The organism is Acidithiobacillus sp., from assembly GCF_027322205.1.
Lineage (GTDB): Bacteria > Pseudomonadota > Gammaproteobacteria > Acidithiobacillales > Acidithiobacillaceae > Acidithiobacillus.
Genome location: NZ_DAHVHY010000010.1, coordinates 14,127 through 26,002, shown reverse-complemented (window position 1 = coordinate 26,002; position 11,876 = coordinate 14,127). Strand labels below are relative to the sequence as shown.

The following is an 11,876-nucleotide window of genomic DNA, read 5'->3' as shown; positions in this document are numbered from 1 at the left end:
CATCATGTAACGAAAGATGTTGGCATTGAAACCAGTCTGCGTAATCGTTCGCTGTTAGGGGCTATAGCATGTATTTCTCTCCACAGGAAATTGCTGCACTCATCCAGGAGGATCAGCCTTTCCTGGACCTCACCACCCACATGCTGGGTATTGGCGACAAGGCAGCGGTCATGCGTTTTCGCTGTCGTCAGGACATCACTGTCGCCGGTACCGAACTTGCCGCGCAGATAGTGGACGCCTGCGGCCTTACCGTGAGCGAAAGTCAGCCGTCGGGCGCATTGGTCGCAACAGGAACCACCCTGCTGGCTGCGGAAGGTTCCGCAAGTGCTGCCCATTCTGCCTGGAAAGTGGCGCAAAACGTGCTGGAGTACGCCTGCGGCATCGCGACCTATGCCGGACAACTGGTGCAACAGACGCATCAGATCAGTCCCAGGACGGCTGTTGTCGTCACCCGCAAGAATCTTCCGGGGATGCGCCGTTTTGCGGCCATGGCTGCTCTCGCAGGGGGAGTCATGCCGCACCGGCTGGGTCTCTCGGAAAGTGTTCTGGTATTTGACCAGCACCTGGCTTTTTTAGGTGGTTTATCGCCTTTCTTGCAACAGTTGGCGCAATACCGGAGACAGGTCCCCTCCAGCAAGATCGTGGTGGAAGTGCAAAAGACGGATCACACCCTGACGGACGCACTGGCACTGGCTCAGGCCGGGGTCGCTGGCATCCAGTTTGACAAATTGCCCCCCGGGCTCTTGGCAGAAATTGCCGCGCAGCTGCGCGTCGTAGCACCTGAAGTTACGTTGTTTGCAGCGGGCGGAATCACCCTTGCGAATATTCAGTCCTATGCGGCAACCGGTATGGACACCCTCGTGACCAGCGCCGTTTATCACGCCACACCGGCAGATATCGGTGTGGAGATTCGCCCCGTATAAGACCGTGACTCCTGTGCGTCAGGGGATTTTGATCAGCATGGGGTGCACCCCCTTATCCCGCCTTGCGCAGCAGCCGTAAATCATAGCGGCCATCGCGCACAGCCTCCGCCATATAGCCTATGGTTTGCTCGCTGAGCAATTCCAGCACCTTATTTTTTATGGGTGACCAGGCATGGTGAGCGGGGCATGCGGTCTCATCGGCGCACCTGGCGAGACCCAAAACGCAACCTTCGCCAAAAGGTTCTCCCTCGATACGCTTCACCATCTCCAGAAGTCCTGATTCCCGGATTCCCGGCGCCAGCAAAAAGCCACCGCCGCGCCCCTTGAACGACTGAAGTATGCCCTTCCCTGCCAATTCCTTGAGAATTTTCAATAGGTAGGGAGAGGGCACGTCATAGAGGTAAGCGGCCACATCCTGACTGCGAACACAGGCATCTTCAGGCTGAGATGCCACGTATACTAAAGCCTGAAGCGCGTAGTCACAGGTTTTGCTCCACAACATGGCCTTGCCCCCTGCTTATCCCGCCTTGGCTACGGCGGCCTCGCCTAACAAGACGCCAGAGGGCATCTGGAGCACCTGAATCCCCTGCTCGCGAACAAAACGCGCTTCGTTCCGGGTCAGCGGTGCCTCTATCAGCGCCCAATGACGATCCGATGAACGCTTCATGATCTGGCGGGCGAAATTGCGCTGCAACTGGTCATTGAAACGGCATCCGACAAAAAGAAAATGGCGCCCCGTGCGGATTTGTTGGACGATCTCCGGGATAGGCGTCTGAATGTCAATTTCCGTCAGCACTTCGACAAAATCCGTATCGGAAACGAGATAATTATTAGCCGGACTTTGTGAGCCCCAAGGCTCATACAGTATCGTGTCCCATTGGGCGGCCACGGCGGCGTCAACTGGTTGACCGACGGCATCCATATATCCCGTCCAGTGGCCGAAATGCTCGGTCTGGCTGAGTCCCTGGATACGTCCCCAGCGTGTAGGTTGTTCAGCCAACGCCTTGGCCATACCGTTGTCGTACCAGAGGTGGACGATCAACGGGAGTTTCCGGGCGGCCAGGTCGCGCTGCAAAGGATGGATCGGCGGATCCTCGGCAAAGGTCTTGTCCATCATGCCCACGAGGGTCTTGCGATGCTTGAAGTTCTCGATATACTGCGCGGCCCCGGTGAGGTTGCGCCGGACCTTGTGAGGCACCGTCACCTGGCTGCTGAGCACTTCCGCCAATGCCGACAACCCGCTGGGCAGGGTGGCTCCGGCCTCCGGCAACAGGCCGGGACCGAGATACGGAATGATGCGCCCTTCCGCAAGGCCGCTGAAGATTTCCGAAAGATCCTTGTCCATAGTCATGCTTCCTTATGTAGCGAGGGATAGAACCGCAGCCTTGATCTGTTCGATGACCGCCGGTTCGAGGCGAAAAACACCCCTTCCGCCGGAGAGCGATTCATAACCATTGGACGAGTGTCTGCTCAGCGCATTGAACCAGTCCTGAGGACTGGTCCCGCTGGGACACTCGCCAATTTCCCGCACACTGCCATCGTTGGCAAAACGTGCATGAATGATGACGAGCGACTGTTCCATCACATCCTCCTTATAAGCCCGAAGAAAATCCCAAAAGCTCGATGACGACATCTTCTTCACCGATCATGGCCTGACAGGCCAGACGGGATTTGCTGCCGACGCCAACGATGGTATCCAGTCGCTCATTTTCCAGACGCTGGATTTTCGACACGCTCTTCCGCCCTTCCTGGACGAAAATATGGCAGCTATCGCATTCGCCTTTGCCTTCGCACTTCAGAACCATAGGCTCACCAGCGGCGATCACTGCGGCAGCGAGACTGGCCCCCACGGGCATCTCGACGGTTTTACCACTGGGTTTGATGGTGATAATGGGCATTCAATCTTCTCCTCTATTAAAATGAACATAAAAACAACACACTAATAAATGGCGGCACCAGCACCCACATTGACGGATGCATCCTTCAATGTTTCGATGATAAAGGCGATTTCCTCTTCTCCCAGACGCGGGTGAAAAGGCAGGATCAGGGTGCGGTCGGACACCCGCACGGCGGTCGGACAGTGGCCGCCGCCGCGCTCGCGATAATAGGATTGCGTATGCATGGGCAGGCAGTAAGAGGCTGCCTCGATACCCTGGGCGCGGAGATCGGTGACGATGGCATCCCGACTGCTGCGGCTGAACCGGGTACCAAGGTGTACTTCGTACACAAACCAGTGCACCGCGCTGGCATCCGGCCCGTGGTAGGGATCCTTGATCCCTTCAAAGGACTTCATGTGCTCGAAGTAAAGCGCTTCCACCTGCTGCCGGCGTTGCAAAATACCGTCCAGACGGGCGAGCTGGACCAGCCCGATGGTGGCCTGAATATCGCTCATTTCTGCTTGCAGGGGGGGACGGGTAGGCGCCACCACCGAGCCCCGCTCACTGATGCCCCGCGCGCGGTATTGGCGCAGACGGCTGACGGTTTCGGTATCGTCCGTGACGATCATGGCACCTTCACCGCAGACCAGGGCAGAGGGCTGGGCAAAGGCAAAAATAGCGCTGTCCCCAAAGGTGCCGACCAGTTTGTCCTGATAACGGGAGCCGATGGCCTCCGTCGAGTCTTCCAGCAGAATCAGGCCGTTTTCGTTGGCCATCGTGCGCAGATCCTGCCAGAAGGCGGGATGCCCCTTGGTATTGCCGGCGAGAATCGCCCGGGTTTTCTCCGTGATCAGGGTCTCAGTCCCTTTGGGGGAGATCGTGCCGGAGTAGTAGTCGATATCCGCGAACACCGGCTGCACCCCATACCACGCCAGGGCATGCCCAATCTGCCACCAGCTATAGGGCGAGAGGATGACTTCATCGCCCGCCCTGAGTTCGTAGGCGCGCAGACAGAGCATCAGGGCGAGCGTCGGGCTGGCAACGGCGACAGCGTATCGCCGCCCGTGGTAGGCCGCGAAAGCTGCCTCGAAAGCCTCCACTTGTTCACCCGCACTAATGCGAGGGGACCGCAAAACGGCCTCTACGGCCTCCAGTTCACTGGGGCTGATGTCCGGATCCGATAGTAGTATCTCGGGTGTGCTCATGACACTCTCCCATGCATAGCCAGCAACAGACCCGTTGCCGCTAGGGAATCTGCCGTGACCTTCCAGCAGTGGTCGCGGGTATCGAGCAGATGCAGGTCAAAATATTCGCCGGTACGGAAAGGCTCATCGCTGACATCGCCGGCGGGACATTGGGTAATGGGCAGCCCGGGGAAGCGGGTACGCAAAACAGGAAGGATGCCTTCACCGGACTGGCAGGCATTCCGGCCCAGATCAAAAAGTACCGCGAGATCTTCGTCAGTGAGTTCCATCCTCTCAGCCCTCCAGGCGACGCGCTTCTACGGTAATAGGCAGGCGGGTATCACCGGGCATCTCCGGTAGTTCCAGGCGCCAGCCGTTAGCCAGCGTCACCACTCCGCCCCAGAGCTCCGGCTTCTGACACTCGGTAATGGGTTCTTCGAGGTCCTTCTTGGGCACATACGCCGTCAGCTCACCAGCGGCATTTTTACGAATCATCACCTTCATGGGGTATTCCTTATTTTACTGTGCACAAGAAATCGGGGCACTGGCCGTCATCGGCGGCATGTCCATCATGCCCAGCAGGATGCCTGGTAATACGCGGAGCAGCCGCTCCACATCCTCCGACCGGTTCAGGCGTCCAAAGGAGAAACGCAGTGAGGACAGCACCGCCGTTTTAGAAAAGCCCATAGCCGTGAGCACATGGGAAGGTTCCTGCCCGCCAGCAGCACAGGCGGCACCGGCTGCAGCCGTAATGCCCTCCTGTTCCAGGCGATAGAGCAATTCTTCACCGTCGAGAGCGACAAATCCGACATTGCTGGTATTGGGTAAACGCTCGGCTTCCTGTCCGTGGATACGCGCACACGGCATGAAAGCCAACAGACCTTGTTCAAAATGATCGCGCAATTCCTGCAGGTAGCGAGCCTCGTGTTCGATATTGGTGAGCAGGCGAGCAGCCGCCGCAAAGCCAATAATACCTGGAACATTCTCAGTACCGCCCCGGCGTCCCCGTTCCTGATGACCATGAAATAGTGGTGGTAAGGCGATGCCTTTGCGGACAAAGAGCGCCCCCACCCCCTTGGGTCCATGAATCTTGTGTGCAGAGCAGGACAGGAAATCCACACCGGATGCGGCGGCATTCACCGGCAGCTTGCCGATGGCCTGGGTCGCATCCGTATGGAAAAAAGCCCCCGCGTCATGCGCCATGGCAGCCGCTTCAACAACGGGAAAGAGCACACCCGTTTCATTGTTTGCCCACATGAGGGAAACCAGGGCGGTATCCGGACGCAAGGCGGCACGCAGGTCTTCCAGATCCAGCCGTCCCTCTTCATCCACCGGTAGGTAACTCACCTCTATCCCGAGGCGTTCCAGATGCTGACACATGAGCAATACCGAAGGATGCTCCACCTGGCTGGTAATCAGGTGGCGTTTGCCTTTGGTCAGGGAAAGCGCGCCCAGGATCGCCGTATGATTGCTCTCCGTCGCGCCACTGGTAAAAATCAACTCCGCGGGTGAGGCGCCCAACAATTGGGCCACCGCGACCCGTGCCTCACCCAAAACTTTCTTGACGCTTGCACCCGCTTCGGAGGCGCTGGAAGGATTGGCATATTCCGTGGATAAATAGGGCAACATGGTGTCCAGTGCCGCCGGTGCCAAGGCCGTTGTCGCATTGTTATCGAGATAAATGCTGCGCGTTATATTCATGATTTTGGCTCTCCGATGGGCAGTATTTCCTCTTCCAGGCAACCCACCACCATGCCGTTGGCGAACTCCACGAGGTAGAGGGGCGTGTTGCTCTCCTCATGATGTCCTACCCGCACGATTTCTCCCGGACTGTCCTTGGCCACCAGCAAGGCCCCTTCGGCCTCCCCCGGATAAGTCCCGTCATTAAAAATGTCATCGCCAGCCAATACCCTGAGGCCCCAATCAAATCGTGGAGGACGCAGATCCATCATGAGATTTTCTCCTCCTGACTCGGATTGTATTCGATCAGTTCCAGTTCACGGCCCTTCATGCCGACCAGATGACCACGTTCATAAAAATCCACGCCATAAATATAAAATTGTTGCAAATAGGTGCCGATACTGATGATAAAACCGACATCGCCTTTGGTGACAATCACCTCGCCAATTTCGGCGCCGGTGAATGTCCCGTCATTTTTCACATGCTTGCGGGAACGGACTTTATCTCCATAATTGAACTCGGGTTCCGCGCCCAACTCCACCGTTGCGCTGTCTCTGCTCATTCCGGCCATATCCCACCCTCCCCTGGCAATCGTTGTCTGGAAAGTGTATCGCCTTTCCCCAGGCGTTCCGCAGCGCAACGACGCACCTCATGATCCGCATCCGCCAACAGGCTGATTACCGCTTCCCGGCTCCCGCGCGCCGCCACCTCGTAGCGGATGCGCCAATCCGCATCCTCCACCAGGGTGGAAAGGATCGACACCGGTACGCGTTCAATGGCATCCAGACGGACCCCGGGGTCATCGTCCCGCAGCATTTTGACCAGAGCATCCACGCCGATGCGTTTGGCCACAACCCGCCGGACCTCCACATCGGAATCATGCATCATGAGCGGCAACAGGCCTTTGGGCAGACGCCGCACCACCTCCAGGCGTACGTAATAATCCGCATCGTGCATCATGGCCGACAGGTTACGGTCATCCAGCCGCGCGGCAACCCGGATACGCACTTCCCGATGCGGATCGTGGATCATCCGCAGCAGATAGCGTTGCGGGAGTCTTTGCGCTACCGCCCAGCGCACGGTTTCGTCGGGATCGTTCATCAGTGCGGGCAGATGAAAAATATCCGCATAACGTGCGGCGCAAGCCCGCACCTCAAAGTAGCCGTGTTGCAGATAATCCTTGGCGATCTGCGGATTCCAGCGGAAAAAGCGATCCACCCTTTTGGCGTAACGATCATGCATACAGGCATGCAACGGTTCGCACTTCACCTCTGGAATCCCGCGCTCAGGGCATGCTTCACAGGAGACGGCAGCGCCCTGCCAGTCAATGGCCACGTCCGGATCACTCATCGTCGTCCTCCTCTTTTTTTTGCAGGACTTCCAGCAGCACCCGCGCCTGTATTTTGTCCGTCGGGTCCAGTTCGATGAGTTTGTCCATGATTTTGCTGCCCGTAGCCAGATGACCCAGACGCAAATGCAGGTAACCATAGGCTTTCAGCACGAACATATAAAAGCGTGCCCGCGGAGCATCAAAACTGCCAAAGTCTGCCTGCCGCTCCATTACCTTGCGCCAGTCCGGATCAATACCCAATTCCGCGGCGCTGCGCTGCAGACAGATGCGGGCCGTAGCCAGCGCCTCGTTCAGTCGGCCTTTATAGAAATAAAATTTGTATAAACCCAGGTAAACGACCATGTGTTCGGGCGCGATGGCGATGGCATCCATCAGATGATCCTCGGCGCGCACATCGTCCGCATAAGAGCGCGCCGCGAGATGCAGATGGCGTTCTGCCGCCTCCGGTAGGAGGCCTTCATAGTAACGGCGGTTCAACCATTCGTCGTCCCAGATATTGCTCATGCTGCACCCCTACACTTCACGGGGTTGAACAGAGCCGCTTCGCACTCCTCACAGCAGACATAACTGCTGTAAGCGCGTGCGAGATGACGTTGCTCCCTGGCTGGTATGCGGGTAAATATCTCCGCACCGCGGAAATCGATATCGTCGAGATGCGGGGGGAGTGCTGCCGTATTCGCTGCGCAACGATGGATAGTCGTATTCGTATGATGAACGATCCAGGTTTCCATGTTTTCCTCCCTCCAATCTTGACGTTTCCGGGGCCCGGCTTTATTCCTTGGGTGTAAATGAAGTTCCGCAACCACAACTGGCCGCCGCATTGGGATTGGTAAAGACCAGCCCGGTATTCATCAGGCTGTCCTCGCAATCGACGACGACGCCGTTGAGAAAAGGGACACTCTTCTGTTCCAGCAGTACCGGAATGCCATTACTGGTGATGGCCACATCGCCGGGCTCCGCCGCGTCGACAATGCGAAAATCGTAAGAGAGGCCGGAGCATCCGCCTGGCTTTACCGCAAGGCGGAAAGCACTGGCAGCATTTCCACCACCAAAGGTGATCATCCGCTGGATAAAGCGTTCCGCTTTAGGCGTAAAGGTGAGTTCCATGACCGGCTCCTAAGCGACGTAACGGGGATAGTTGTTATCAATGATGCAGGTGTCATCCACCGGACATACCGCCACACACTGCGGTTCATCGAAATAGTTTATGCATTCCGTACACTTGGCCGGATCGATCACAAAGGTGCCATTCTTTTCGGAAATGGCCATATTCGGGCATTCCGGTTCACAGGCCGAACAACTGGTGCATTGGGAACTAACGATTTTAAAAGCCATGATGTTTCTCCTTTTCACAAAAATGGGGGAGGATATCTCCCCCGATAACCTTAGGCAGCTACATACGCCCCCTGCCGAATCTCCGCATCTCCACGCTGGCCATGGACAATGGCCCCGCTACGGATGTTATCGAGATAATCCCGATAGTAGGCAATGACTGACTGCTCGATATATTCAAAAGCGTAGCGATCCACCGCATCGATTCCGGCCGCCTCCAGCGAGGCTTTCGGACAGCCACCGATCTTGGCCACAAAAACTGCCGTACAATCGTTGATCGCACGGATGACGGTGCTTTCCAGGGCTTCCTCTTCGCCATAACCGCCCTGGCAATAGAGGTCCACGCGACGGTGGCCGACAAACTTCGCCCCGGACGCACTCGCCTCATAAATCTGAAACTCGGTGGCATGACCGAAGTGCTCATTGACCCGCCCGCTGCCTTTCGTCGCCACCGCGATGAGAATTTTGACATCGGATTGCTCGCCGGCCAGGGTTTCCAATTCCGCCCGCTTGGCGTCCGCCGTCGCCTGACGTTCCTGCTCCACCAGCGACTGATAGGCCTTGCGCGATTCGAGGTCGTATTCCACATCCATCGCCATTACGGCTTCGGTCGTGAACTCCGCCGAACGGTCTTCGCCCAGCAGACCCACCGCGTCCGCCCGGCATTGCCGACAGTGGCGCATCATGTTCATTTCGCCTTCGCAACTGTCCTGCAGGGATTTGAGTTCCTGCGCGGTCGGGCCACGCTGGCCGTTCAAACCAAAAACCGTGCCATGTTCAGGCGCAGAAATCAGGGGCATGATGTTGTGGAGGAAGGCCCCGCGGCTCTTGACTGCCCGGTTGACTTCCACCAGATGGTGATCATTGATGCCGGGGATCATGACCGAATTCACCTTACAGAGGATGCCGCGCTCGGTCAGCATTTCCAGTCCCTGCATTTGCCGATCGGTGAGTATCTGCGCCGCTTCACGCCCCTTGTAACGCTTGTTTTTATAGTAAATCCAAGGATAGATCTGGGCGCCTACATCCGCATCCACCATATTGATGGTGATGGTGACGTGATCCACATTGAAACCGGCAATGGTATCCACATGGTCAGGGAGTGCCAGGCCATTGGTGGACAGGCAGAGCTTTATATCCGGTGCTGTTTTCGAGATCAGTTCAAAGGTCTTGAAAGTTTTCTCGGGGTTGGCCAGAGGATCCCCCGGACCGGCAACGCCCAACACAGTCATTTGCGGAATGGTGGAGGCCACGGCCAGCACCTTTTTGGCCGCTTGCTCCGGCGTCAATTTTTCACTGACGACACCCGGCCGACTTTCGTTGGCGCAGTCATATTTGCGGTTACAGTAATTGCACTGGATATTGCAGGCGGGCGCCACCGCAACGTGCATACGGGCGTAATGATGATGCGCTTCTTCGCTATAACAGGGGTGATTCTTGACCTTTTCCCATATCTCCGGTGCCAGATCTCCCTGCCCTGCTCCGGTGCCACAACTGGCCTTGCCGGAACCGCCGCTCGTACCACAACCTTGGTGTTCTGCCTTTTGCTGCATGATCTCATCCAGATCCACCCCATTATTGGGTGTGGCAATACTGGAAAGAGAAATTATTTGGGATGCCATGGGCGTAATCCTCCATACGGATCTTCAGTGAACGATGGAAAACCGCGCGCCTCATGGATGTATCGGCTTGCTCCTAAGAAGCTGACGCTTACATTACCTTTAGCAAAAGTGATGCCAGCATATGCTGCCTTTGTTTTTCAATATATTAGATTAAACCATCCGGTGCTTTGTCGGTAACATTACGTGCATTTTCAGCACTGCGGCGAAAATTGTCGAAAATCGGACAAACGAGGAGGGGTGAAAATAGTACGGCAGGCGCGAATTTAGAGTTTTTTAACTTCTACACCGTGTTTATTGAGGGCATAACCAAGTTTGCGGGTAGTCGTCCCCAACAAACGAGCGGCTTTGGCTTGTACCCAGCCACAGCGGTCCATGGCCTGGATCAGGCGATCCCGTTCCGACAAAGGTGGGGAACCCTCCACATCGCTTGCCGCCACTGCATCCACCACTTGCTCCGCAGATTCGGGCATTACGGGGAGCGGTATACTGCTATTGCCTGACATCTTCATGGTGACGATGGGATGGCTTCCTTCCAACGGTCGCAGGGCCATGGAGAGACACTGATTGCGCTGACAGGGCACGTCGAGATTGCGGATGATATCACCGCGCATCATGGTGGCGGTGCGTTCGACGCAGTTTTCCAGTTCCCGCACGTTACCCGGCCAATAGCAGGACACCATGGTTTGCAAAGCCTCCGGAGTGAGGGTCAGTTTGCGCTGATTCTCGGCGTTGTAACGGGCGAGGAAATGTTCGATCAAGGCGGGGATATCCTCACGACGTTCCCGCAGCGGGGGCAGGAAAATACTGACGACATTGATCCGGTAGTAGAGATCGGCGCGGAACTCGCCCTTGCTCACCGCCTCTTCGAGATTGCGATTGGTGGCAGTGATAATACGCACATTGACGCGCCGGGTCTGGCTACCGCCCACCCGCTCGAATTCGCGCTCCTGTAATACCCGTAAGAGCTTGGCCTGAAAAGCCGGAGAGATATCGCCGATCTCGTCGAGAAACAGGGTGCCACCGTCTGCCAGTTCAAAACGCCCCTTGCGCTCCTGGGTGGCGCCGGTAAACGCACCGCGCTCATGTCCGAAAAGCTCTGATTCGAGAATACTTTCGGGAAGCGCCGCGCAATTGAGCGAAACAAAGGCTTTGTCGCGACGGGGGCTGAGATAGTGAATGGCGCGGGCGATGACCTCCTTGCCGGTGCCCGACTCACCGCGCAGCAACACGGTCGCCTTGCCTGGCGCCGCTTGGTGCACGTCAGAAAACACCGCCTGCATGGCCCGGCTGTTGCCGATAACATTTTTGATGCTGTAGCGTTTCTGTAATTCCTTCTGTAGACGATGCTTTTCCTGCAAAAGACGGTTTCGTTCCGCCGAGATACCCTGATGCAGATTAACGGTCTGTCCTACCAGATTGGCAATCATCTGCAACAAGCGGACATCAGAGCGGAAACTCACGCCCTTGTGTCGCTCACTGCGATAGATGGCGAGCACGCCGATACACTCATACCCCACCTTGATCGGCACCCCTACAAAGGCATGCAAGCGCTGACTGATCTCCGGTTCAAAGGCGCGGTGCAGAAAAGCCGGTTCCTGAGAGACATCAGGAATCACTATCGGCATGCCGGCACGCATAATCTTGCCTATCATCCCCTCCCCTAACCGATAACGCCCCCGTTCTATTTCCGCAACAGACAAACCTGTGGCAGCGATTACCCCCACTATTTCCTCGTTCATGCGCAACACAATCATGGACGGTGAGATATGCAGATGACTTTCCAGCGTCTTCAGAACATCGTTCAGGGTGTGTTCAAGATCCATGGAGGAACTGAGCACCTTACTCACCTCGTAGATGGTCGTCAGCTCCTGAAAATGGTTGGGGGTTACGTGATCTTTCATGATAAG

18 protein-coding genes are annotated in these 11,876 nt (G+C 56.6%); 1 reads left to right on the top strand and 17 read right to left on the bottom strand.

Going from position 1 to position 11,876, the window contains the following annotated elements:
* The first annotated feature begins 68 nt into the window (after nucleotides 1-68).
* Nucleotides 69-923: a ModD protein gene (gene modD / locus M7F93_RS03085; RefSeq protein WP_298168911.1), complete on the top strand. Its 855-nt coding sequence runs from the start codon at nucleotides 69-71 to the stop codon at nucleotides 921-923.
* A 52-nt stretch (nucleotides 924-975) separates the two neighbouring features.
* On the opposite strand, the gene M7F93_RS03080 is transcribed toward modD, so the two are convergent.
* From M7F93_RS03080 to nifA, 17 genes are all read right to left on the bottom strand, one after another.
* Nucleotides 976-1,425, bottom strand: coding sequence for an RrF2 family transcriptional regulator (locus tag M7F93_RS03080; RefSeq protein ID WP_298168908.1), 450 nt, complete (start codon nucleotides 1,423-1,425; stop codon nucleotides 976-978).
* Nucleotides 1,426-1,440: 15 nt separating this feature from the next.
* Nucleotides 1,441-2,268 (bottom strand): SIR2 family NAD-dependent protein deacylase, encoded by an 828-nt coding sequence (locus M7F93_RS03075; protein WP_298168905.1) that lies wholly within the window; start codon nucleotides 2,266-2,268, stop codon nucleotides 1,441-1,443.
* Nucleotides 2,269-2,280: 12 nt separating this feature from the next.
* Nucleotides 2,281-2,505 (bottom strand): hypothetical protein, encoded by a 225-nt coding sequence (locus tag M7F93_RS03070; RefSeq protein ID WP_298168902.1) that lies wholly within the window; start codon nucleotides 2,503-2,505, stop codon nucleotides 2,281-2,283.
* 10 nt (nucleotides 2,506-2,515) lie between these two features.
* Nucleotides 2,516-2,821 (bottom strand): 2Fe-2S iron-sulfur cluster-binding protein, encoded by a 306-nt coding sequence (locus M7F93_RS03065; protein ID WP_215853351.1) that lies wholly within the window; start codon nucleotides 2,819-2,821, stop codon nucleotides 2,516-2,518.
* 41 nt (nucleotides 2,822-2,862) lie between these two features.
* The gene (locus M7F93_RS03060) at nucleotides 2,863-4,005 is read right to left on the bottom strand and encodes a DegT/DnrJ/EryC1/StrS family aminotransferase (RefSeq protein ID WP_298168900.1); all 1,143 of its coding nucleotides are present in this window, start codon (nucleotides 4,003-4,005) and stop codon (nucleotides 2,863-2,865) included.
* Nucleotides 4,002-4,274: a hypothetical protein gene (locus tag M7F93_RS03055; protein ID WP_298168897.1), complete on the bottom strand. Its 273-nt coding sequence runs from the start codon at nucleotides 4,272-4,274 to the stop codon at nucleotides 4,002-4,004. The genes M7F93_RS03060 and M7F93_RS03055 overlap by 4 nt, the downstream gene beginning before the upstream one ends.
* Before the next feature lie 4 nt (nucleotides 4,275-4,278).
* On the bottom strand, nucleotides 4,279-4,488 hold the full coding sequence (nifT, locus tag M7F93_RS03050) for a putative nitrogen fixation protein NifT (RefSeq protein WP_012536588.1): 210 nt from the start codon (nucleotides 4,486-4,488) through the stop codon (nucleotides 4,279-4,281).
* A 15-nt stretch (nucleotides 4,489-4,503) separates the two neighbouring features.
* The gene (locus M7F93_RS03045) at nucleotides 4,504-5,685 is read right to left on the bottom strand and encodes a cysteine desulfurase family protein (RefSeq protein ID WP_298168891.1); all 1,182 of its coding nucleotides are present in this window, start codon (nucleotides 5,683-5,685) and stop codon (nucleotides 4,504-4,506) included.
* Entirely contained in the window at nucleotides 5,682-5,936 is a 255-nt protein-coding gene (locus M7F93_RS03040) for a nitrogen fixation protein NifZ (protein WP_298168888.1), read from the bottom strand. The genes M7F93_RS03045 and M7F93_RS03040 overlap by 4 nt, the downstream gene beginning before the upstream one ends.
* Nucleotides 5,933-6,226 (bottom strand): nitrogen fixation protein NifZ, encoded by a 294-nt coding sequence (locus M7F93_RS03035; protein ID WP_298168885.1) that lies wholly within the window; start codon nucleotides 6,224-6,226, stop codon nucleotides 5,933-5,935. The genes M7F93_RS03040 and M7F93_RS03035 overlap by 4 nt, the downstream gene beginning before the upstream one ends.
* Complete coding sequence (locus M7F93_RS03030; RefSeq protein WP_298168882.1) at nucleotides 6,223-7,014, bottom strand: 4Fe4S-binding leucine-rich repeat protein; 792 nt, start codon at nucleotides 7,012-7,014, stop codon at nucleotides 6,223-6,225. Before M7F93_RS03030 ends, M7F93_RS03035 begins: the two co-directional genes overlap by 4 nt.
* On the bottom strand, nucleotides 7,007-7,519 hold the full coding sequence (locus M7F93_RS03025; RefSeq protein ID WP_298168879.1) for a hypothetical protein: 513 nt from the start codon (nucleotides 7,517-7,519) through the stop codon (nucleotides 7,007-7,009). The genes M7F93_RS03030 and M7F93_RS03025 overlap by 8 nt, the downstream gene beginning before the upstream one ends.
* Complete coding sequence (locus tag M7F93_RS03020; protein ID WP_298168875.1) at nucleotides 7,516-7,746, bottom strand: hypothetical protein; 231 nt, start codon at nucleotides 7,744-7,746, stop codon at nucleotides 7,516-7,518. The genes M7F93_RS03025 and M7F93_RS03020 overlap by 4 nt, the downstream gene beginning before the upstream one ends.
* A 40-nt stretch (nucleotides 7,747-7,786) precedes the next feature.
* Nucleotides 7,787-8,122, bottom strand: a complete 336-nt coding sequence (locus M7F93_RS03015; RefSeq protein ID WP_215876769.1) for a HesB/IscA family protein — start codon at nucleotides 8,120-8,122, stop codon at nucleotides 7,787-7,789.
* A 9-nt stretch (nucleotides 8,123-8,131) separates the two neighbouring features.
* A complete protein-coding gene (locus tag M7F93_RS03010) occupies nucleotides 8,132-8,350 on the bottom strand; it encodes a 4Fe-4S binding protein (protein ID WP_009563004.1) in 219 nt (72 codons plus the stop codon).
* Between the two features lie 50 nt (nucleotides 8,351-8,400).
* Nucleotides 8,401-9,969, bottom strand: coding sequence for a nitrogenase cofactor biosynthesis protein NifB (gene nifB / locus M7F93_RS03005; protein ID WP_298168850.1), 1,569 nt, complete (start codon nucleotides 9,967-9,969; stop codon nucleotides 8,401-8,403).
* A 263-nt stretch (nucleotides 9,970-10,232) separates the two neighbouring features.
* Entirely contained in the window at nucleotides 10,233-11,870 is a 1,638-nt protein-coding gene (nifA, locus tag M7F93_RS03000) for a nif-specific transcriptional activator NifA (RefSeq protein WP_298168847.1), read from the bottom strand.
* Nucleotides 11,871-11,876: the final 6 nt, after the last annotated feature.

Bases quoted from the DNA above. Each gene is read 5' to 3' on its own strand.
- modD (WP_298168911.1), top strand. From the start codon at position 69: ATGTATTTCTCTCCACAGGAAATTGCTGCACTCATCCAGGAGGATCAG.
- M7F93_RS03080 (WP_298168908.1), bottom strand. From the start codon at position 1,425: ATGTTGTGGAGCAAAACCTGTGACTACGCGCTTCAGGCTTTAGTATAC.
- M7F93_RS03075 (WP_298168905.1), bottom strand. From the start codon at position 2,268: ATGGACAAGGATCTTTCGGAAATCTTCAGCGGCCTTGCGGAAGGGCGC.
- M7F93_RS03070 (WP_298168902.1), bottom strand. From the start codon at position 2,505: ATGGAACAGTCGCTCGTCATCATTCATGCACGTTTTGCCAACGATGGC.
- M7F93_RS03065 (WP_215853351.1), bottom strand. From the start codon at position 2,821: ATGCCCATTATCACCATCAAACCCAGTGGTAAAACCGTCGAGATGCCC.
- M7F93_RS03060 (WP_298168900.1), bottom strand. From the start codon at position 4,005: ATGAGCACACCCGAGATACTACTATCGGATCCGGACATCAGCCCCAGT.
- M7F93_RS03055 (WP_298168897.1), bottom strand. From the start codon at position 4,274: ATGGAACTCACTGACGAAGATCTCGCGGTACTTTTTGATCTGGGCCGG.
- nifT (WP_012536588.1), bottom strand. From the start codon at position 4,488: ATGAAGGTGATGATTCGTAAAAATGCCGCTGGTGAGCTGACGGCGTAT.
- M7F93_RS03045 (WP_298168891.1), bottom strand. From the start codon at position 5,685: ATGAATATAACGCGCAGCATTTATCTCGATAACAATGCGACAACGGCC.
- M7F93_RS03040 (WP_298168888.1), bottom strand. From the start codon at position 5,936: ATGATGGATCTGCGTCCTCCACGATTTGATTGGGGCCTCAGGGTATTG.
- M7F93_RS03035 (WP_298168885.1), bottom strand. From the start codon at position 6,226: ATGAGCAGAGACAGCGCAACGGTGGAGTTGGGCGCGGAACCCGAGTTC.
- M7F93_RS03030 (WP_298168882.1), bottom strand. From the start codon at position 7,014: ATGAGTGATCCGGACGTGGCCATTGACTGGCAGGGCGCTGCCGTCTCC.
- M7F93_RS03025 (WP_298168879.1), bottom strand. From the start codon at position 7,519: ATGAGCAATATCTGGGACGACGAATGGTTGAACCGCCGTTACTATGAA.
- M7F93_RS03020 (WP_298168875.1), bottom strand. From the start codon at position 7,746: ATGGAAACCTGGATCGTTCATCATACGAATACGACTATCCATCGTTGC.
- M7F93_RS03015 (WP_215876769.1), bottom strand. From the start codon at position 8,122: ATGGAACTCACCTTTACGCCTAAAGCGGAACGCTTTATCCAGCGGATG.
- M7F93_RS03010 (WP_009563004.1), bottom strand. From the start codon at position 8,350: ATGGCTTTTAAAATCGTTAGTTCCCAATGCACCAGTTGTTCGGCCTGT.
- nifB (WP_298168850.1), bottom strand. From the start codon at position 9,969: ATGGCATCCCAAATAATTTCTCTTTCCAGTATTGCCACACCCAATAAT.
- nifA (WP_298168847.1), bottom strand. From the start codon at position 11,870: ATGAAAGATCACGTAACCCCCAACCATTTTCAGGAGCTGACGACCATC.